Source organism: Streptomyces sp. NPDC018833, from assembly GCF_044390825.1.
GTDB lineage: Bacteria > Actinomycetota > Actinomycetes > Streptomycetales > Streptomycetaceae > Streptomyces.
Genome location: NZ_JBIRZM010000003.1, coordinates 450,764 through 470,929 on the forward strand (window position 1 = coordinate 450,764; position 20,166 = coordinate 470,929).

Here is a 20,166-nt window from a genome sequence, read left to right on the forward strand (position 1 = left end):
TTCAACGCAACTCTCAGTGACCCTTCTTAGGTGCAGGTCCGTACTCAAGGAAGATTATTTTTGCTTGCGTGAGGTAATCTCTGAGTTCCTTAGAAGGTCCGGCGTGAGTGAACGACCAGCGCGGATCGAATCCCGGGTTTGCTTCCCGCAGGGCGATATCCTTGTGAATTTGTTCCTTGATGCCCTTGCTGAGCGGGACTTCGTTTTTGACTGCTTCCTTGGTTCCATCCTTAAGGGTGATGGTGCGGTATTCGCCGTATGTCTTCACCTCGACTGCCACAGTTCGGCCGTCGGGCAGGTCTACCGGAACATCGACCTTGCGTCCACCTGGTGTCGTGACAGGGTACCGGCCTTCATTCCGCATCGGCACGGGGTAAGCGCGCTCGGGACCGCCTCCCCACATTTGGCGGTGCAGTTCCTCACCTGACCGCCAACGACGCTCTGGATCACGGATGTTCCGTACGTCTCGCAGCGTTAGGGGGCCGTCGGCGGGCATAAGCGCGGGCCTGGAGAAGTCGGCTTCCTGACCTGCATACGGGTTGCTCGAAGCATCGTCAGCTCCCCGGACCCCGTCTGCTGCGTTCGAGTCCGCATCAGATCCGGTGCGCGCTCCTTCGTCGCTTAGGCCCCCTGCATCGTCCGAGGCGTCGTCGCCGAGGTGGCCGAGATCGTCCAGCGTGCTGTTGGCTGGGGACTGGCTGCCGGTGCCACCACCAGGCAGGCCGTTATCCAGGTTTCCGACCGGGACGTGGGTGGCCTGGCCTCCCGTCGTGTGGTTGGCCGTGCCGCTCGGTGAGCTGTCCAGACCCTCCGCACTGGGGCCGTTGAAGCCAGGGCGGGTAGCCCGGCCGTCCAGGTTGTTCGCTGGCATGTTGCCGCCCGCCCCGCCGCCCGGCGTGCGGTCCGGGAACGTGCCCGCGCCCGGGGCGTTGTCGCCGAGGTGGATGCCGTCGTCGCCCAGGTCCGTGCCGAGGCGTGCGGCGTCGTCGCCGGTGCCCGCGCCCACGAGGGCCGGCTGTCGGACGGGCGGGGTGGGGGAGGAGACGTCCGCGCCGGTGGCCGGTGCGGCGGCTTTGGGGGCGTCGTCGGCGTGCTGGAGCAGGGAGCCGTCCGTCGCGAGGAGGTGGCCCTCGGGGGTGAAGAAGCCCGCGCCTGCCGGGGCCGTGCCCGGTGGCAGTGCCGTTGCGCCCTCCGGGACCTTGATCGTGCCCTCGGACACCGCCACCGAGCCGGCCGGGACCTCCCCGCGCCTCGGAAGCTGGACCATGCCGTCGCCCAAGTCCACCGCGCCCCGAGGGATGGGCGTGCCCTCCGGGAGCAGGACGGTGCGTTTCGGGACGGCGAACGCGCCCTCCGGCATCGCCGCGCCTTCCGGCAGATGGAGCGTGCCGTCCCGGAGCTTGTACGCGCCCGGCGGCAAGGCGATGGCGCCCTCGGGCAGCGGCGGGACCTCGATCCTGCCCATGCCCTTGAGGCCGGCCATCACGTCGCCGAGCTTGCTCAGGCCCGCGCCCGCGCCCTTGAAGACGTACGTCATCGGGTCGACTACGCGGCTCACCTTGCCCGCGATCGCCAGTGCCCTGGCCACCGCACCGGCCTTGCCCGCGGTCGCCGCCGCGCCGCCCGCCCCGCCGGTGAAGACGGTCGTCACCACGTTGAACGTGACCGCGCCGGCTGCCCGCCCCGGGTGGGCGTCCCAGTCGTCCCAGGCCAGGAGTGCCTTGCCGGTCTCCTTCAAGGCGGTGCGGGACTCGGCCATCCACGCGGGGAGTTCATCGTCCGAACGTGTCAAGTACCACTCGTTCACCATGGGGTTGGAGGCCAGCGCGGCGCCCATCACCAGCTTGCCCAGCCCGTCCCAGGCCTGCCCCGCGGCGTCCCAGCCGTTGAAGCCGGCCAGCGTGCCCAGGCCCACGATCGTGCCCCACACGCCGTCCACGAAGAAGCCCGTCACGAAGTCCGCGGCGTGCTCCCACACCTGCCAGCCCGGTGTGGACTCCTCCACCGCCTCGCCCCACGGCAGGCTCTTGGCCTGCTTGAGGGTCTCGGCGTCGTAGCCGTACATGCCCTTCTGGCCGGAGCCGTCGTCCGTCTTCAGCGGCGTGCCGCCGACGAGTGCGACGATCTTGGCGTGGCAGGCCTTCTCCACGTCCTGGAAGGCGGTCCACACCTCGGCGACCTTGTTACGGCGTTGCAGGTTCTCGTCGATCAGGTCGCCGTCCTCCCGCCACTCGTCGTCGTCCGCGACTTTGGCGCGAAACGCCTCTGCCTCCGCTCGCAGTTCGTCGAGCTGCTTGACCAGCGGCTGGGCGTCCTGGGCGTAGGTCCGCAGCGCGCCGGCGATCACCGACAGATCGGAACCGAGTTGCTGGGCCGTGGACCTGACCGGCTCGGTGACCGCGAAGAGCTGTTCCGCCTCGGGAGCCTTGTAGTACGCCCGCAATCCACCGAATGTCGTGTGGACGTCACCGGCGGCGGTGGGAATCTTCGTACTCGCGCCGGACAGCGCCTTCACCCGCAGGTCAAGTTCACACCAGCTGCCAGTGAAGTGCGGGATCTCGTACGGGTCGACCGGGTTGTCTCCGCTCACTGCCGGTTCCCCCCGGTGTCACGCATCAGCAGGTCCAGCCGCACCTGACGGGCCGCGTCCTGGGCTTCCTCGGCCGCGGCCAGGTCACCCTCGATGTACTCGCCGGTGGCCTTCGCCGCGCCCACGACAGCCGCTTGGATACGCTCGGCCATCGCCTTCAGAGCCGTCGACCGCTTCTCCGCGTACTCGGAGAGTGCCGCGGCGACCGGGCCCATGGCCTTCTGGTGTGCCATCAGCGGAGACGGCTGCGGCCCTGGCGCCAATGGACCTACTTGAGTCGGATAGACCGCCGAGCCCGGCACCGCGGTGCCCGCGGCCTGCGCAGCCGCAGCCAGGTCCGCGATCATCGCGGTCAGGACCTTCTCCAGGCTCCCGGCCCGTGCGCCGGTGAGCTGCAACTGGCCTTGTACGCCTTGCGGTTTGATGTCCCACGCCGTCATGAAAGCCCCCCTGCCAAACCCGGACTGCCGCTGCCACCACGCGCCACAACACCCCGCCGGATCGTTCTTCGGCGGGGGTTGGCGTGTACGAGGTGGCTCAACCGATGCCGTCGACCGCTGCCTTCGCCCGCGCCAGCGTCTGCTGCGCGGTCGCGTCGTTCTTCTCCAGCGTCGTCTTCAGCAGCCGGATGATGTTCCGCACCTCCTCCGAGGTGCTGTACCAGCGCAGTTCCTTGCCGTGGTACTCATCAGCCACGCCGTCCGCCGCGAAGTCCTTCATCGCGTTCTTCACCTGGGTGTCACGCGCCGCCATGACCAGCTCCAGACGTGCGATCACCGCCTGGATGTTGCCCTGCGCCTCGCTCGACGCACCCGTGTCGTACGACCGACGGTCGCTGCCGGCACCCGCCATCACAATCACTCCCCGTAAGTTTCGGACACTGCTGCCACGCCAGCAGGTCAGCTACGACCCGAGAACCGCGCCGCGTCGAAGTTCGCCGCCGACATCTGCGTCTTCGCGTTCTCGTCCTGCTCCTGATCACCGGAGCCGAACGCCGCGTCCATCCCGGACTGGCCGCCCAGGATCGCGGCCAGCGAGGCGTTCAGATCTGCCGTGATCTCGTCCGCGCGGGACTTGAACAGGTCGAACGCCGCCTTGCCCGCCCCGTTGAACCTGCCCTCCAGCGGAGCTGCCGCCTGGATCAGCTGACGGATCAACAGCCCCAGGTCACGGCTGGAGCCATGCGACTGCGACGTCAGGGTGGAAAGGGTCTGTGCGCCCATGTCGAACTTCATCGAACTCCCCCGTTCGTTCAGATGGTCGTACGAAGCTCATGCCTACCAACTCATGCGTCACAGAAGCAATCAACATTCGCGACACTCCGAGCCGGAGTCGGCAATGTCACACAAGGGCTGATCAATTCCCGTCGGCCAGACGGGATTTGGCGTGATTCCGTTCGCGGTGCGCCTTACACACCCTTGAGATGGCTCACGAGTCGCTCGAAGTCCCGCCACCCCGACAGGTCGGACGGATCCCCTGGCAGGGAGTAGTACAGGGCGGGCCGGGCCTTCGGCCCGAGCTGCACCGGCGTCACGGACAGCGGCGTACGGCGGGCGCGATCACCGGGTATCCGGCGAACCTCCTCCGCACCGAGCACGAAGGCCACCGGGACTCCCGGCCCCTCGAAACGGGCTGGCACCGCCAGATCGCGGCGGGCTTTGCGCAGTTGAACAAGCAACGACTGGAGGTTGTGGCGCGTCGCGAGCACCTCGGCCGCCCTCGAAAGGGCCTCCAGCGGAGGCTCCTCGTTGGTCCCGTAGCCGAACGCCAGCGTCACCTCCTCCTCGACGCCCGCCTTGGTGCGGCTGATGTGGACCGTCGCCAGGCCGGGCCGGTCCGGGCTACCGACGACCACGGCCCAGGTCGGGCGAGGCGACCGCTCGTAGGCGACATCGGTGAGCCGGCGCGGTGACCAGGGGACGCCGGCGGGCTCCGCGGTGCCCCACCCGGCCGGGGGTTCGCCGGTGAGCTCGCGCCAGACCGACTCCACGGCTCCGCCGAGCACCAGACGCTCGTCCGCCGGGTGGATCGTCCGGAAGGTGAGGGCCATTTGGCGCTCACCGGTGTCCGCCGTCTCCTTGAAGGCGGCCGCGACCGGCGTACGCGGGTCGTCGGCGTTCCCCTCGGAGGCCAGGACCGCGTCGACCGGCGCGAACATGCCGTCCTGCCAGCGCAGTACCGCCCCGGACCGGCCGTCGTAGTAGCCGTCCCGTTCGTCCTGCACCACCCAGCGCGACGGGTGTCCCGGCAGGGCGTTGCGCACGGCGAGGGAGAGCGTGGTGCCCGCGGGACTGACGATCTGCAGGCCGAGGTCCGCGTCCGCGGCGGCCCGGAACGCGTCGGACAGCCAGGCCGTCATGGCGACTACCGGACGGTCCTGGATCACGACGGCGACCTTGTCGGTCAGGACATCGACCGCGGGCTGTGCCGCCGCCGGCGCGGGCACGGCACTCGCCGCACTCGCCCCGTCGCTCTCCACGACCGCGAGCGACCGCGCGAACTCGGGAGGCCAGGCCGAGCCGCCGAGCAGTGAGGTCAGCCGGGCCGCGATAGTGCCTGCGAGCCGTTCGGCCTCCTGGACGCCGGTGGTGGCGCGGGCCTCCGTCCACCAGTACGGTACGGGCGGCGCCGTGGCTCCCAGTAGCCGTTCGGCCTCTCCGGCGACCTCGATGAGCATTGGCGTCTCCACGGAGACGAGCGGTCGCCCTTCCAGGTCGCAGAGTTGCACCACGGCACCGTCTCCCTGCGTGCCCACGAGTTTGTCGGGGCCTCCGGATAGCAGGCCGGCGAGCACGCTCGAAGGGTCGGGCATTCGATCGGTGAGGGCGATGACGTCCTTGGTCATGGGGTCGTCCTGCTCCTGGGTTTGGGATGGTCGCCCGGTCGGTCCCGGCCAGGTCGGGCATCGTCCGGTCGGGCATCGTCAGGTGGGTGTGCCGTGAGCGCCGGCGAAAGCGGCAGATCATCGTGGCGTGTACACGGTCTGGATCAGGCGGTTCGACTGTCCCCGGCGGATGAACACCCCGCGTCCCGGCGGCTGCCGGGACGCGTACACCCCGGGGAACAGCTGCCCCTCGCTGCGGTCGCCCGCCATCAGGACCGCCGACGCTCCCGATTCGCGCAGGCCCTGCACCAGCGGCTCGTACATCCCGCGCGACGCGCCCGCGACACGGCGCGTCAGCACGAAGTGCAGGCCGATGTCGACCGCGGAGGGGATGTACGGCAGGAACGGACCGAGCGGCGACTGGCCGGCCGTGGTCAGCACGTCGTAGTCGTCGACGAGGACGACGATCCGAGGGCCGCTGCCCCAGCTGCCCGGCTCCAGATCCTCCAGGCGGGCGTTCTCGTCGGGCAGCCGCTTCTCCAGTTCGGTGGCGATTCCCGCGGAAAGGCCGGCGCACAGCTTGGCGTTGTACGCGTAGCCGCCGTTGAACTCCTCGGGGACCGCGCCCCGCAGGCTGCGCCGCGGGTCCATGACGGCGAAGACCAGCTCGTCCTCGCCATAGCGTTCGACGAGGCCGTCGGCGATCGCCTTGAGCAGGTTCGTCTTGCCGCACTCGCTGTCCCCCATGACCAGCAGATGCTGGTCATGGGCGAACAGGTCGAGCAGCACCGGCGCCAGCGCCGTCTGGTCCAGACCGATCGGCACCTTCCGCGGCTCGGCGGCCGGGCCGGGCAGGAGGTGCGGCTCCAGGACGTGCGGCAGGACCCGTACGGGCTGGGCGACCTCGCCGCTCCAGGTGGCACGGATCATCCGCGCGGTGCGTTCCAGGACCGTGCCGAGCTCCGAGACGTCCGGGAGCGAGTCGGTACGGGGCAGCGCGACCTGAGCGAACAGCTTGCCGTCGGTGAGCGCCCGGCCGGGCTCGTCCGGCGAGAGGGTCTCGGCGAGCTTGCGGTCGATGCTGGACTCGCTCGGGTCGTTGAGGCGCAGCTCGACGCGGGAACCGAAATTCGACTGGGTGGCGATGCGGACGTCGTTCCAGCGGAGCATGCCGGCGACGACATGGACGCCGTAGCCGCCGCCGCGCTTGAGGATGTCCACGACGGCGTCGTCCAGCTCCTCGAAGTCGTCCCGCAGCGCGCCGAAACCGTCGATGACGAGGACGATCTCGGCCGAGGCCAGCTCTGGCAGCCGGCCCGCGGCGTGCAGGGTGCGCAGCTGCTCGACGGAGTCGATGCCGTGTTCACGGAAGACGTCCTCGCGCAGCGCGAGCATGTTCCGCACCTCTTCGACGGTGCGCGCCGCGCGTTCGCGGTCGGCGCGGCCCGCCACGCCCCCGACGTGGGGGAGTCCGGCGAGGGCCTGGAGCCCGCCGCCGACCAGGTCGAGGCCGTAGACGCCGACCTCCTGCGGCGTATGGGTCAGGGCAAGGGAGAGAACGAGGGTGCGCAGAAGGGTCGTCTTGCCGGACTGCGGGCCTCCGATGACGGCGGCGTGGCCGCCTGCCACGGTGAGGTCGAGATACCACTGGCCCTGCCACTGCCTGGTCGGGTCGTCGAGCAGCCCGATCGGCACCGTCAACTGCCCGCGTCGCTTCGACAGCTGCGTCCCCCGCTCACCGACCTCCAGCGGACCCGCCACATCGTCCAGGGCGATGGCACCGGGCAGTGGGGGCAGCCAGATCCGGCGCACCGGGTCCGCGGCGCTCTCCAACTGCCCGACCACGACGCCCAACTCGGTCGGGCCGGTCTCCCGACGCCGCACCGTCTGCTCCTGCGGGGCCGAGTCGTCGGGCGAGCCGAGCGTGTTGTACGCCTCGTACTCCAGCGCGAGGGGGCCGGTCTCCTCCTCATCGACGCGCCGCACGGGGCCGCGGTAGGCGCCGGAGACGTAACTCGCCTTGAAGCGCTCGTAGTGGCTGGTGTCGACCTTGAGATAACCGAAGCCCGGCAGCGGCGGCAGGTGGAAGGCGTCCACGGTGTCCAGGACTGTGCGGGACTCGTCGGCGGAGAACGTACGCAGGCCGAGCCGGTAGGAGAGATAGGTGTCCAGACCCTTGAGCCTGCCGCCCTCGATGCGCTGGCTGGACAGCAGCAGGTGCACGCCGATGGAGCGGCCGATGCGGCCGATGGACAGGAACAGATCGATGAAGTCCGGCTTGGCGGTGAGGAGTTCACCGAACTCGTCGATCACGACGAAGAGGTGCGGCAGCGGCTCCAGCTCGGGGCGCCTCTCGGCGCGCAGGGCGGCGTAGTGGCCGATGTCGGCGACGTTGCCTGCATCCTTGAGGACCTGCTGGCGGCGCTTGACCTCGCCCGCCAGCGAGGCGTGGACACGCTCAACGAGCCCCGCCTGGTTCTCCAGATTGGTGATGACACCCGCCACATGGGGCAGGTCCGCGAACGGCGCGAAGGTCGCGCCGCCCTTGTAGTCGACCAGGACGAGTGCGAGGTCCTCCGGCGGATGCGTGGCCACCAGAGCGAGGACCAGAGTGCGCAGCAGCTCCGACTTCCCGGAACCGGTGGCGCCGACGCACAGACCGTGCGGGCCCATTCCGAGCTCGGACGACTCCTTCAGATCCAGGAGCACCGGTTCACGGGAGTCGCTGATGCCGATGGGCACGCGCAGGAAGGCACGCTCACCGCGCGGCGCCCACAGCCGCGACAGATCAAGCACCGCCACATCTTCGATACCGAGCAGATCGGCGAAATCGACCGGTCCGGCGAGCGGGGCGTCGGCGAGGGACTCCGCCGAGAGCCGCAGTGGCGCCAGCATCCGGGCCAGGCCCTCTGCGAACGCGATGCCCACCTCGTCCACCGTGCCGTGAGCGCTGATCGTCTCCTCTTCGCGCAGGTCCTCCGTGACCACCTGGTCGCCGTCGACGGTGATCCGTACGCCGACGTGGCCCGGCTCCTGGATCCGCTCCTCGAGCAGGTGCAGGACGGTGACGCCCATCTCGCGCAGGCCGACCGCGTCATCGGGGCGCGGCAGGTCGACGGCGTCCTCGCCGTGTCCGTCACTGACGACGAGTAGTCTGGAGGTCACGGTCAGGGCGTCCTTGCCGGAGAGGCCGCGCCGCACCTCGGCGGCGTAGGAGGCGCGACGGCGCAGTTCGGGACCGATCTGCCGGGCGAGCTGGGAAACGGACGGGGCGATACGCCGGGCAGCTACCGGTCCGTCGAACTGATCGGTGTCGAGCAGATGCGGTATCCACTTCGCCCACTCCCAGTCGCCTCGCCGGTCACCGGCTACGGCGAGCGCGATGCCCACGTCGTCGGGCGCGTGCATGGCGGCGGCCTGGACGATCAAGGCACGCGCCACGCGCAGGCAGGCCTCGCGGGGGCCGACGACGCTGATGTCGCCGACGCGGTCGAGGGGGACGGTGAGCGGAAGTTCGGTGCCGGTACGGAAGCGTGAGGTGAGCGCCGACGCCTCGTTGAGCATGAAGCGGTCGGGCGGCGTGAGAACGGACGAGCCCTGCTCCGCGACCTTGAGGTCACGTACGGTCACCTCGCCGGTGCCGAGCCGCACCCGAAGGAAGTCTCCGTCCACGCGGCGGCGCTCCCAGAGGCGGGCCGGGTCGCGGACGATGTCGTACAGGGCGAGCGGCGGCGGATCGAGGATGCCGGCCCGCTCACGGTGCTCGCGCTCCTCGGCGGAAAGCTCCTCGCGCAGCTCCTCCAGATAGGCCAGGTACGCCTCGCGCTGGATGCGGCGGGTGCGTTGTGCCTTGCCGCGCTGAGAGAAGACCAGCACGACCGAGCCGATGATCGTGACGACGAGGATGATCGCACCGAGCGCGGCGAACTGGCTGTTGCGTACGACCGTCATCATTACCACGGACGACATGACACCGGCGACGGGCAGCAGCGACATCGCGATGTTGCCCGCCTTCCCCTCGGGGAGGTTCGGCGGGGCCTCGATGGTGCGGGGGGCGGAGGCGGCCAGGGGTCGTGTGGTCCGGGCCGGGCGGTGTATCAGGCGGGTGCTCATCGTCGTCGTCCGTCGTCGTTCACGGTCGGGCTCGGCAGGGGAACCATCGGGCTCGGCATGGGATCAGTGACGTTTCTGCGACAGCTGGAACACGTCGGCCGAGAGACGGGCGGCGGCCTGCCGGGTCGAACGGGCCAGCAGGCCGGTGTGGATCGCACCGCCTGCCGCCAGATGCCGGTCGTAGGGCAGGACATGCACGCCCGCCCCCGTGGCTTCGAGCCGCGCGACGGCCTTGGCCAGGTCCAGCCCCGTGTGCGGCACCAGTTCGGTGAGCACGACGACCGTGCCGGCGAGCATGTGCCGGGGCAGCCCCTGCATCCACTGGAGCACCGCGTGCGTGCTGGCGATGCCCTCCAGCGTGGCGGGTGCGGTCAGGATGCGGGCCTGGGCGGCGGAGAGCGCGACGCGGGCGACCTCGGCGGGCAGGGTCTCGCAGTCGACGACCGTCACACCGAAATAGCGGCGCAGCGCCACCATGACCCGCTCGTACGCCCGCGTGTCGAGCATCGCGCCGATCTGACCCTGACTGCCGGGCAGCAGCCAGGCGTTGCCCGGAAGCTGGACGAGATATCCGGTGACGTCGAGCAGGGACATCTGCGGTTCGACGATGTCTGCGACGTCGCCGATCGTCCAGCGCAGCGACTCCGCGCCGAGACGCAGCGGCAGTGAGCCGAGCGCCGGATCGGCCTCGACCAGGAGGACGGGGTCCTGCCGGTAGTGGGAGTACGTGGTGCCGAGCAGCGCCGCGACGGTCGATTTGCCGGCGCCGCCGCGTATGGAGGTGACCGCTATCTGGCGACCGGTCGTCACCGGCTGCTGGAGAACCTCTGCGGTACGGGTGCTCTCGGCGACCTCACGAGCGGCGGACGACATGACGATGCGGCCCACGGCACGGGCGGCGCGGGTGGCGAGGGACTCGCCGTGGCGGGGGCCGCGACGTGCCGCGGCGACGTCCGGGCTGACGACGGGCCGTGAGTCGGGGGTGTGCCGGCGCCGGGTGGCGGGGCCGGCGGCCTGGGGAGATGTGGGGCGGGGATGGGGCTGCACCTGAGGATGGTGTGCCGGGCTGCCTTGTGCGGGGGCCGGGTGCGGCTGCGCCTGCGGTGCCTGATTCCCCGGGACCTGGGCCGGGACTTGATGGGTCTGCGGCTGAGGCTGATGGGCGGGCTGTGTCCGCGATCCGCCGCCGACCGCCCGGCGGGGCGTGGAATCGCCCTGCGGCGAGGCCGTATCCGGAGTCCGGTCGCCCCCTCTGAGGTCACGCAGCAGATCGCGCTGCCAGTTGTCTCCGTTCGGCATGCCTGCCGTCTCCTCCGCCCTGCTGCCCCGCCCCCGGAGCGCCATCGCGTTGACTCAGAACTTGTTGAGCAGCTGTCCGTAGGCGCCGAACACCCCCACGGCGAGCGGGAAGAGCGCCACCACTCCGATCGACTCGACCAGATCGGCCGTCCGCCGCAGCCGGACCCGAACATGCTCGGGAGGCTGCACCGCCAGGACGAGCAGCGGCACCACGGCGGCCGCGCACAACAAGGCGAGCGGACCGGCACCCCCGGCGTGCCGCATCCACAGCACGACGAGGCGTACGACGAGTGCCGCCGCAGCGGCGAAGAGGACCACCACCTCTGCGACCAGTGGGAAGGCCCGTGCGCGGGACAGCAGCACCACGGCGACGAGCGAGGGCAGCACCACCGTCCATACAGTCGGGCTCTCGGCCAGAGTGAGCAGCCACCCTGCGGCGGCTGCCGACACCGCGGCGACCATCGTCGCGAGGACGAGCCCCCGGTGCGTCGCCGCAAGCGCATTGGCCACCTGGTGGCGGCTGACGGACATGCCACCCGAGCGGCGGTCGTCGAGGGCGGTGAGGCCCGATGCCGTCAGCGCGATCCGCGGCAGCAGACCGAGCAGCACCACGGAGAAGAGGGCCATGACCGCTCCCAGCCGGGCCGGCTCGTCCTGGACGGCGGCAACGGCTTCCCACACCACCGTGACGACGCCGGTGGCCACGGCTCCGATGAGTCCTCCACGGCCGAGCGGCGAGAAATAACCGAGGAGCAGCAGCGTCAGAACCAGCGACGCCGCGACGACGGCCAGCCGTGCGGTGCCGGGCCAGCCGTATGCGTCGGCGGCGGTCCACGCGGCGAGCACGCCGAGCCCGCCGGAGGTCAAAAGGAGGGCCGTCGCCAGACCGCGGTTGCCCTGGCCGATCCTGGCGACGATCGCTCCCGCAATCGCGAGTACGAGCGTGACGGCCCCCAGCGCGCCCGCCAGGGAGCCGAGCGCGACCTCACGGCGGGCGAGCAGCGCGGCGATCACCGCGAACGCGACGGTGGCCACCCCCGCGGCCGCACGGCGGGTGCCCGGCCGCCAGCGCCAGGTATGCAGGTCGAGATCGTCGGCGACCTGGTCGATGACGTCGTGCACCACCGGGGCAGGCGGGGCGGAGTGTGTCCTGACCAATTGAAGGACGGCGCCGTCCAGTATCCCGGCCGAGGCCAGCGTGCTCTCGTGCGACAGCGCCGAACCGTCGGCGGTGAGCAACTGCCGTGTCATCGGACGCGACGCGGCCCGGTCGTCCAGCAACTGGAGAATGTCCGGAAGCAGTTGACCGATAGGAGTGTCGGAGGGCAGGACGATGTCAGCGCGGCGTCGCTCGCCGACCAGCGTCACCCTGCTCAGTTGCGCCCGGGAAGTCGTTGCTGTGCTCACCACTTGCGGGAACCTATCACCGCGCCGCAGCGAACTCCTGGGCGTTTTGCGCCGATCCGTATCGTCACCGAATCCCCCGATTCTCTTCCGGCAATTCTCTCCGCCACTGCGCACTCGTCGTGCCGTGGCCGGCTTGTCGTCAACTCTTTCCGGCGCCCGCCGACTTCTCCGGCTCCGGGGACTGCGCCGGCTGCTGGTATCGCTGATCCTGGCGCTTCTGCTCGGCCTTCTGCTCCTCCAGCGTGTGCTGCAGGAAGGACCAGCCAATACATCCGGCGCACAGCACTGCCGCTATCGCGATACCCGCGAACAACTTCCCGAGTCTCTCGTCCGCGGTGCGGCGCGTCCGCTGCGCCCCGAAGAGCAGCGCATCCCGCATTCGGCGCCGGCGTACCGCCACCGACTCCAGAAGTTGACTGTCGTAATCCCGTGACATCCGTCGCCCCGTCGCCTCTCGCCCGTCACGGGGTCGTCCGTCGCGCTCTTGCCCGTCGAAGCGTCAAGGCCGAAGACGGTCTGCGGCTGCCGTCCCCGAGGCATGCGGATCCCCCTCGCATTGCCTCTGCAACATAGAGCATGGCCACGACAGCGGCCCACTCCGGGCCACGCGAACGGCCCCGGCCCCGTCACGCTCCCGGCTCAGGAGTTGTACGTCCCCTGCGCCCGCTCGAGGCCGTCGATCACCAGGCACTCCACCGCGTCCGCCGTGCGGTCCACGAAGTAGTCGAGCTCCTTGCGCTCCGCCGACGAGAAGTCCTTCAGCACGAAGTCCGCGACCTGCATCCGGCCCGGCGGGCGGCCGATGCCGAAACGCACCCGGTGGTAGTCCGGGCCCATCGCCTTCGTCATCGACTTCAGCCCGTTGTGGCCGTTGTCACCGCCGCCCAACTTCAGCCGCAGCGTGCCGAAGTCGATGTCCAGCTCGTCGTGCACGGCGACGATGTTCGCCGTCGGCACCTTGTAGAAGTCCCGCAGCGTCGTCACCGGACCGCCGGACAGATTCATGTACGACATGGGCTTCGCCAGGATCACCCGGCGGTTCGAAGGGCCCGGAGCGCCGATGCGGCCCTCCAGCACCTGCGCCTGCGCCTTCTGCGCACGCTTGAACGATCCGCCGATCCGCTCGGCCAGCAGGTCGGCGACCATGAAGCCCACATTGTGGCGGTTGGCGGCGTAACCGGGCCCCGGATTGCCGAGGCCCACGATCAGCCAGGGTGCGTTCACGTCGGACATCTGCGCTGCGTCTCCTCGTGGCGGAAGGGCGGGAAGGCGGGAAGGCGGGAAAAGGAACGGGGCGGCCGGCCGAAGCCCGCCACCCCGTGTCCAAGCTCAAGCAGAGCTTACGGCTCAGGCCTCGGCGGCCTCTTCGCCCTCGCCCTCGGCGGCCTCGGCGGCCGGCTCCTCGGCCTGCGCGGCCAGGACCTGCAGGACGACAGCGTCCTCCTCGACGGTCAGGATCGTGCCCTTCGGCAGGGTGATGTCCTTGGCAAGCACGGAGTCGCCGGCCGACAGGCCCTCGATGGAGACCGAGACGGACTCGGGGATGTGGGTGGCCTCGGCCTCGACCGGCAGAGCGTTGAGCACGTGCTCAAGCAGGAAGGCGCCCGGGGCCAGCTCGCCCTCGGTGTGGACCGGGATCTCGACGTTGACCTTCTCGCCGCGCTTCACCAGCAGCAGGTCGACGTGCTCGAGGAAGCCCTTCAGCGGGTCGCGCTGCACGGCCTTCGGGATGGCGAGCTCGTTCTTGCCGTCGATGTCGAGGGCAAGCAGAACGTTCGGGGTACGCAGGGCGAGCAGCAGCTCGTGGCCCGGCAGGGTGATGTGGACCGGGTCGGTGCCGTGACCGTACAGAACACCCGGGACCTTGTTGTCACGGCGGACACGGCGGGCGGCGCCCTTGCCGAACTCGGAACGGAGCTCAGCGGCGATCTTGACCTCGGACATGTGCACTCCTCGTCAGCAGATACAGAAAACTGGTGGCCGTCACCCGGCCACGACAGGCCTGCTACGAAGAGCGCGTCGATAACGGACCGCCGCACCACCGGTGCGGCCTCCCTCGCCGAGCAACTTCGACAGTCTACGCGGCAGCCGCCGGGCGCCCAAATGGATCACGGCGGGCACAGGTTAACGGCGGGCACAGGTTAACGGCGGGCACAGGTAAACGGCGGGCACAGGAAAAGGGACGGACCCAGAAAGGGTCGGACACAGGAAAAAGGGCCGCCCCGCACACGGGGGACGGCCCTTCTCACCGATACGCCGGTACGTCCTACGCCTGCTCCTCGAACAGGCTCGTCACCGAACCGTCCTCGAAGACCTCACGCACGGCACGTGCGATCGTCGGCGCCATCGACAGCACCTTGATCTTGTCCAGCTCCAGCTCACCCGGCGTCGGCAGCGTGTTCGTCAGCACGAACTCGCTCACCTTGGAGTTCTTCAGCCGGTCAGCGGCGGGGCCGGACAGGATGCCGTGCGTCGCCGTCACGATCACGTCCTCGGCGCCGTTCGCGAACAGCGCGTCCGCCGCGGCGCAGATCGTGCCCGCTGTGTCGATCATGTCGTCGACCAGCACACAGACCCGGCCCTCGACCTCGCCCACGACCTCGTGGACCGTCACCTGGTTGGCGACGTCCTTGTCACGGCGCTTGTGCACGATCGCCAGCGGCGCGTCCAGGCGGTCGCACCAGCGGTCCGCGACGCGCACGCGGCCCGCGTCCGGGGACACGATCGTCAGCTTGTTGCGGTCCACCTTCGCGCCCACGTAGTCCGCGAGAACCGGCAGCGCCGACAGGTGGTCCACCGGGCCGTCGAAGAAGCCCTGGATCTGGTCCGTGTGCAGATCCACGGTGAGGATGCGGTCGGCACCAGCGGTCTTGAGCAGGTCCGCGATCAGGCGGGCCGAGATCGGCTCACGGCCGCGGTGCTTCTTGTCCTGGCGTGCGTAGCCGTACGACGGGATGATCACGGTGATGCTCCGGGCCGAGGCCCGCTTCAGCGCATCGATCATGATCAGCTGTTCCATGATCCACTTGTTGATCGGAGCCGTGTGGCTCTGCATCAGGAAGCAGTCGGCGCCGCGGGCGGACTCCTGGAAGCGGACGTAGATCTCGCCGTTGGCGAAGTCGAAAGCCTTCGTCGGGACGAGGCCGACACCGAGCTGGTGTGCGACCTCCTCGGCCAGCTCGGGGTGGGCGCGGCCGGAGAAGAGCATCAGCTTCTTCTCGCCGGTCGTCTTGATCCCGGTCACAGCACTGTCTCCTCAGACGTGTTCTCTGGCCGCGAAGAACCTGGGCGCGAGCCAGCCGAATTTGTGTGCACGTATCACGGTACGCCGAGTTCGACGCACTCGTTTCCGGTCAGTTGTCCTCGGCGACGCCTTCCGTTGCCGCAGCGGCGGCCTGCGCGGCAGCGCTGCCCGGACGCTTACGAGCCACCCAGCCCTCGATATTCCGCTGCTGGCCACGAGCGACAGCCAGCGAACCCGGCGGCACGTCCTTCGTGATCACCGAACCCGCGGCCGTGTACGCACCGTCCCCGACCGTGACAGGAGCCACAAACATGTTGTCCGAGCCCGTGCGGCAGTGTGACCCGATCGTCGTGTGGTGCTTCTTCTCGCCGTCGTAGTTCACGAAGACGCTCGCCGCGCCGATGTTCGAGTGATCGCCGATCGTGGCATCACCCACGTACGACAGATGCGGCACCTTCGTGCCCTCACCGATCGTCGCGTTCTTGGTCTCGACGTACGTGCCGATCTTGCCCCTGGCGCCCAGCCGCGTCCCCGGACGCAGATAGGCGAACGGGCCCACCGACGCGCCCTCGCCGACCTCGGCCGTGTCCGCCACCGTGTTGTCCACCCGGGCGCCGGCGCCCACCACCGTGTCCGTGAGCCGCGAGTTGGGGCCCACCTCGGCGCCCTCCGCGAGATGCGTGGCGCCGAGCAGCTGCGTACCCGGATGCACGACGACGTCCTGGCCGAAGGTCACCGTCACGTCCAGCAGCACCGACGCCGGGTCCACGACCGTGACACCCGCCAGCATCGCCCGCTCCAGCAGCCGCTCGTTGAGCAGCCGGCGCGCCTCGGCGAGCTGCACGCGGTTGTTGATCCCGAGGATCTCCCGGTGGTCCGCGGCGACCGACGCCCCGACCCGGTGCCCGGCCTCCCGCAGGATCCCGAGCACGTCGGTGAGGTATTCCTCGCCCTGGCTGTTGTCCGTACGTACCTTCTTCAGCGCGTCGGCCAGCAGGACGCCGTCGAACGCGAACACGCCGGAGTTGATCTCACGGATCGCCCGCTGTTCGTCGGTCGCGTCCTTGTGCTCGACGATCGCCGTCACGGCGCCGGTCGCGGCATCGCGCACGATGCGCCCGTAGCCGGTGGAGTCCGGCACCTCCGCGGACAGCACGGTCACCGCGTTGCCGTCGGCGGAGTGCGTGGCGGCCAGGGCGGTCAGCGTGTCCCCGGACAGCAGCGGAGTGTCGCCGCAGACGACGATCACGGTCCCGGGCAGCTCCCCGCCCAGTTCCTCAAGGCCCATGCGCACGGCGTGGCCGGTGCCGTTCTGCTCGGCCTGGAACGCGGTACGGGTGCCGGCGTAGCGCTCCCCGAGGTGCGCCTCGACCTGGTCGCGCGCGTGGCCGACGACCACGACGAGCTGCTCCGGCTCCAGTTCACGGGCCGCGCAGACGACGTGACCGACGAGCGAACGCCCGGCGATTTCGTGCAGGACCTTGGGAGTCTTCGACTTCATGCGGGTGCCCTCACCCGCTGCAAGAACGACGACGGCTGCCGGGCGATTGGCGCTCACGGGTATGCCCTTCGGCTTCGGGTGGTGGACATCCGAAGGATACCGGGGGGTTTCAGGCAGGAAACGAGCGCGGGTCCTGACCGGGGAGGTCAGGACCCGAAAGCAAGGGCTCCCCCGCCAGGACTCGAACCCGGACATAAGGCACCAAAAGCCTCAGTGCTGCCAATTACACCACAGGGGATTACGGGCACCTAAATCGGACATCCGATTACGGTGCCTCTTGAGCACCCAACACTATGCCGTACCAAGCCCCCTCGATGCGACGGCATAGATAGGCGCTTTTGGTGACGAAGGCGACGAGGCAAAGTCGACAGGCGGATGAGGCGGCTCGTGCAGGTGTCGGCCATGTTCCGGTGCGCGGCCCCGGGGTTGTGCCGCTTGGGGTGTTCGTTGTCCGGAATGCGGGCGTCCGGCTCGAAACTCTGGTCGATTCACCAGTTCGAGCGTTCTCGGTGCATCACGGAGGAAGCGCGCGGGGTCCGCACCCCCCGCACCTACGAGAAAATGACTCGCGCCCGCCCGTAGGCTGGGACGCATGACCGCAACGGGGGCAGAGCAGGACGCCGCGGGTTCGACCGCCCGGGCGTGGCTGTGGTGGGGGCGGCGGCGCAGTGCCGTGCTCGACGTGGGGTTGGCGGGCGTTTCCGCCGTGGAATGCGCGCTGCAAGGGGTCGCCTTCGCGGAGCAGGCCGCGCTGCCGGTGCCTTTCGGGGTGCTGTTCGGGCTGGCCGTCGGATCGGTGCTGGTGGTCCGGCGACGGTGGCCCATCGCCGTGGTGCTGGTCTCGGTGGCGACGACGCCCGCCGAGATGGGTTACCTGATGGCCGTGGTCGGTCTCTACACGCTCGCGGCCTCCGAGGTGCCGCGGCGGATCACGGCGACGCTGGCGGGGATGTCGCTGGCGGCGACGTTCATCGTGACGGTCGTGCGGGTGCGCCAGGACGTGCAGAGCGAGGACTTCGGCGCCTGGTACGTGCCGCTGATGGCCGGGTTCATGTCGCTGGGGCTGACGGCTCCGCCGGTGCTCTTCGGCCTCTACATAGGGGCGCGGCGACGGTTGATGGAGAGCTTGCGGGAGCGGGCGGACAGCCTGGAGCAGGAGCTGTCGCTGCTGGCGGACCGGGCGGAGCAGCAGGCGCAGTGGGCGCGGCAGGAGGAGCGGACGCGGATCGCGCGCGAGATGCATGACGTGGTCGCCCACCGGGTGAGCCTGATGGTGGTGCACGCGGCGGCGTTGCAGGCGGTGGCGCTGAAGGATCCGCAGAAGGCGGTGAAGAACGCCGCGCTGGTCGGGGACATGGGCCGGCAGGCGCTCACCGAGCTGCGGGAGATGCTCGGGGTGCTGCGGGCCGGCGAGGGGGAGCGGCGGCCGGCGGACAAGCCCGTGCCGCTCGCGGCTGTCGGAGCCGCGGCCGCGGCTGCGGCGGCTGCCGCGGCGGAGGACGGGCCGTCTCTGGGGGACATCGAGGCGCTGGTGGGCCAGTCGCGGCAGGCGGGCGTGGTGGTGGAGTTCGCCGTGCAGGGGGAGAGCCGGGACTACGCGCCGGAGGTCGAGCAGACGGCGTACCGGGTGGTGCAGGAAGCACTGACCAACGTTCACAAGCATGCGGCCGGCGCGAAGGTGATGGTGCGCCTCGCCCATCGTGAGGCGGAGGTCGCGATGCAGGTGGAGAACGGTGCTCCGGACGCGGCGGGCGCGGCGTCCGCGCCTGGTCTGCCGAGCGGGGGGAACGGACTGGTGGGGATGCGGGAGCGGGTGACGGCGCTGGGCGGGGTGTTCGTGTCCGGTCCGACGGACCTGGGCGGCTTCCGTGTTTCGGCGGTGCTGCCGTACCGGCCGCGGGCAGGTGCCCCGAGGCCGCCCGAGGCGGCGGGAGCGGCGGCGCGGCAGCGCGCTGCGGCGCCGCGGGTCACTCCGTCGTGAGGCGGGCGGGCTGCGTGCCGGTGACCAGTGTGGTCAGCGCCTGATCGATGTCCGGGCCGAGGTACCAGTCGCCGGTGTGGTCGATGCTGTAGACGCGGCCCTCGGTGTCCATCGCGAGGACGGCCTGGTGGTCGCCCTCCCTGCCGAGCGGGGCGATCTCGGTGTCGAGTGCGCGGCCGAGATCCGAGAGCGTGCGGGCGAGGTGGAGGCCCGCGAGCGGGTCGAAGTGCAGGGGGGCGGGTGCGTGCTGGCGGCCGGGCCCGGGCGCGGTGATGGTGAGCCCGCCGAATTCGGCCCATGCCTCGACCGCGGCGGGGAAGACCCTGTGCCGGTGTCCGCCGGGGGAGACGTGCGCGCGGAGGCTGTCGGCCCAGTGCTCGGCCTGCGTGATGTCCCACCGGCCGGGCTGCCAGCCGGCTTCGCGCAGCGCGGCGTCGACGGCGACGGGGAAACGGGTCGTGCTCAGGTGGTCGTGCATCGCTGTGGGTGTCAGCCGTTCTCGGGTGCGGTCGGGTCGACGGGGCGTACGCCGAAGTGGTCCAGCATGGCGGTGCATGAACGGCATGGCGGCGCGTAGGTGCCGTGGAGCGGGTCGCCGTCCTCGCGGATGCGGCGGGCGGTGAGCTTGGACTGCTTGAGGGCGCGCCGGGCCTCTCCGTGGGTGAGGGGTTTGCGCTGGGCGCGCTTGGAGCGCTGGCCCTCGGCGGAGCTCAGATGCCGGGAGAGCAGTATGGCTTCGGGGCACCGGCCGGTGAAACGTTCGCGCTGTCCGCTGGTGAGGGTGTCGAGGAAGTCCTGTACGAGCGGGTGGAGGGCGGGCGGCTGGTCCCCTTTGCCGGCGGTGCAGGTCAGCGTCTCGCCGCGTACGGAGAGCGCGGCCGCGACTGCGGGCAGGATGCCGTCGCGGCGGTGGCGGAGGCCGGGCGGGGGCGCGGTGTCGTCGCTGCTCCAGCTGAGGCGTGGATCACCGTTGGTGCGTGGTCGCGCTGTGTGCATGGTGCTTCGGTCCCTCCCGTGCACTCCCCCCAGTGGCGAGGGGAACAGCCTGCCAAACAGGGCGGGTGATGGGGAAGCTGGGTCGCTTAAACGTGTCGCCGATGGGCGCTGGGTCACTCGAAAGTGACTGTTCGTTACGGAAGCGGAGCGCCAGTCGCCTGTCTTGCCGTACCGCATAGGCTGTGCTGAACCAGCCAGACGCCACAGGGGG

Annotated in this window: 16 protein-coding genes and 1 tRNA gene; 1 reads left to right on the top strand and 16 read right to left on the bottom strand. The window is 70.1% G+C overall.

Features of this window, described 5'->3' with window-relative positions; genetic code table 11:
• Window positions 1–13 precede the first annotated feature (13 nt).
• The 14 genes from ACH5AF_RS09280 to ACH5AF_RS09345 form a co-directional block, all read right to left on the bottom strand.
• Window positions 14–2,590, bottom strand: coding sequence for a hypothetical protein (locus ACH5AF_RS09280; protein WP_398900884.1), 2,577 nt, complete (start codon window positions 2,588–2,590; stop codon window positions 14–16).
• On the bottom strand, window positions 2,587–3,030 hold the full coding sequence (locus ACH5AF_RS09285; RefSeq protein WP_398900885.1) for a DUF6507 family protein: 444 nt from the start codon (window positions 3,028–3,030) through the stop codon (window positions 2,587–2,589). Before ACH5AF_RS09285 ends, ACH5AF_RS09280 begins: the two co-directional genes overlap by 4 nt.
• Before the next feature lie 97 nt (window positions 3,031–3,127).
• The gene (locus ACH5AF_RS09290; protein WP_215186272.1) at window positions 3,128–3,442 is read right to left on the bottom strand and encodes a pore-forming ESAT-6 family protein; all 315 of its coding nucleotides are present in this window, start codon (window positions 3,440–3,442) and stop codon (window positions 3,128–3,130) included.
• A 47-nt stretch (window positions 3,443–3,489) separates the two neighbouring features.
• Entirely contained in the window at window positions 3,490–3,825 is a 336-nt protein-coding gene (locus ACH5AF_RS09295; protein WP_398900886.1) for a hypothetical protein, read from the bottom strand.
• A 173-nt stretch (window positions 3,826–3,998) separates the two neighbouring features.
• Window positions 3,999–5,435, bottom strand: a complete 1,437-nt coding sequence (locus tag ACH5AF_RS09300; RefSeq protein ID WP_398900887.1) for a DUF6177 family protein — start codon at window positions 5,433–5,435, stop codon at window positions 3,999–4,001.
• Window positions 5,436–5,552: 117 nt separating this feature from the next.
• Window positions 5,553–9,527, bottom strand: coding sequence for a type VII secretion protein EccCa (gene eccCa, locus ACH5AF_RS09305; RefSeq protein WP_398900888.1), 3,975 nt, complete (start codon window positions 9,525–9,527; stop codon window positions 5,553–5,555).
• A gap of 63 nt (window positions 9,528–9,590) precedes the next feature.
• Entirely contained in the window at window positions 9,591–10,826 is a 1,236-nt protein-coding gene (locus ACH5AF_RS09310; RefSeq protein ID WP_398900889.1) for a MinD/ParA family protein, read from the bottom strand.
• 54 nt (window positions 10,827–10,880) lie between these two features.
• Entirely contained in the window at window positions 10,881–12,236 is a 1,356-nt protein-coding gene (gene eccD / locus ACH5AF_RS09315) for a type VII secretion integral membrane protein EccD (protein WP_398900890.1), read from the bottom strand.
• Between the two features lie 136 nt (window positions 12,237–12,372).
• Window positions 12,373–12,669: a hypothetical protein gene (locus ACH5AF_RS09320; protein WP_398900891.1), complete on the bottom strand. Its 297-nt coding sequence runs from the start codon at window positions 12,667–12,669 to the stop codon at window positions 12,373–12,375.
• A 203-nt stretch (window positions 12,670–12,872) separates the two neighbouring features.
• Window positions 12,873–13,466, bottom strand: a complete 594-nt coding sequence (pth, locus tag ACH5AF_RS09325) for an aminoacyl-tRNA hydrolase (protein ID WP_398900893.1) — start codon at window positions 13,464–13,466, stop codon at window positions 12,873–12,875.
• Window positions 13,467–13,580: 114 nt separating this feature from the next.
• Complete coding sequence (locus ACH5AF_RS09330) at window positions 13,581–14,177, bottom strand: 50S ribosomal protein L25/general stress protein Ctc (RefSeq protein ID WP_398900894.1); 597 nt, start codon at window positions 14,175–14,177, stop codon at window positions 13,581–13,583.
• Between the two features lie 322 nt (window positions 14,178–14,499).
• Window positions 14,500–15,477, bottom strand: a complete 978-nt coding sequence (locus tag ACH5AF_RS09335; protein ID WP_215186253.1) for a ribose-phosphate diphosphokinase — start codon at window positions 15,475–15,477, stop codon at window positions 14,500–14,502.
• Window positions 15,478–15,586: 109 nt separating this feature from the next.
• Complete coding sequence (glmU, locus tag ACH5AF_RS09340) at window positions 15,587–17,035, bottom strand: bifunctional UDP-N-acetylglucosamine diphosphorylase/glucosamine-1-phosphate N-acetyltransferase GlmU (protein ID WP_398900895.1); 1,449 nt, start codon at window positions 17,033–17,035, stop codon at window positions 15,587–15,589.
• 109 nt (window positions 17,036–17,144) lie between these two features.
• Window positions 17,145–17,216, bottom strand: a tRNA-Gln gene (locus ACH5AF_RS09345).
• A gap of 354 nt (window positions 17,217–17,570) precedes the next feature.
• Between ACH5AF_RS09345 and ACH5AF_RS09350 the strand changes: the two genes are divergently transcribed.
• Window positions 17,571–18,959 (top strand): sensor histidine kinase, encoded by a 1,389-nt coding sequence (locus ACH5AF_RS09350; protein WP_398900896.1) that lies wholly within the window; start codon window positions 17,571–17,573, stop codon window positions 18,957–18,959.
• Here ACH5AF_RS09350 and ACH5AF_RS09355 read toward each other — a convergent pair.
• Together ACH5AF_RS09355 and ACH5AF_RS09360 are read right to left on the bottom strand one after the other, a co-directional pair.
• Window positions 18,946–19,437 carry an SUKH-3 domain-containing protein gene (locus ACH5AF_RS09355; RefSeq protein ID WP_398900898.1) on the bottom strand — a complete coding sequence of 164 codons (492 nt, stop codon included), beginning with the start codon at window positions 19,435–19,437 and terminating at the stop codon, window positions 18,946–18,948. The genes ACH5AF_RS09350 and ACH5AF_RS09355 overlap by 14 nt on opposite strands.
• Before the next feature lie 11 nt (window positions 19,438–19,448).
• Window positions 19,449–19,955: a YwqJ-related putative deaminase gene (locus tag ACH5AF_RS09360; protein ID WP_398900899.1), complete on the bottom strand. Its 507-nt coding sequence runs from the start codon at window positions 19,953–19,955 to the stop codon at window positions 19,449–19,451.
• Window positions 19,956–20,166 lie beyond the last annotated feature (211 nt).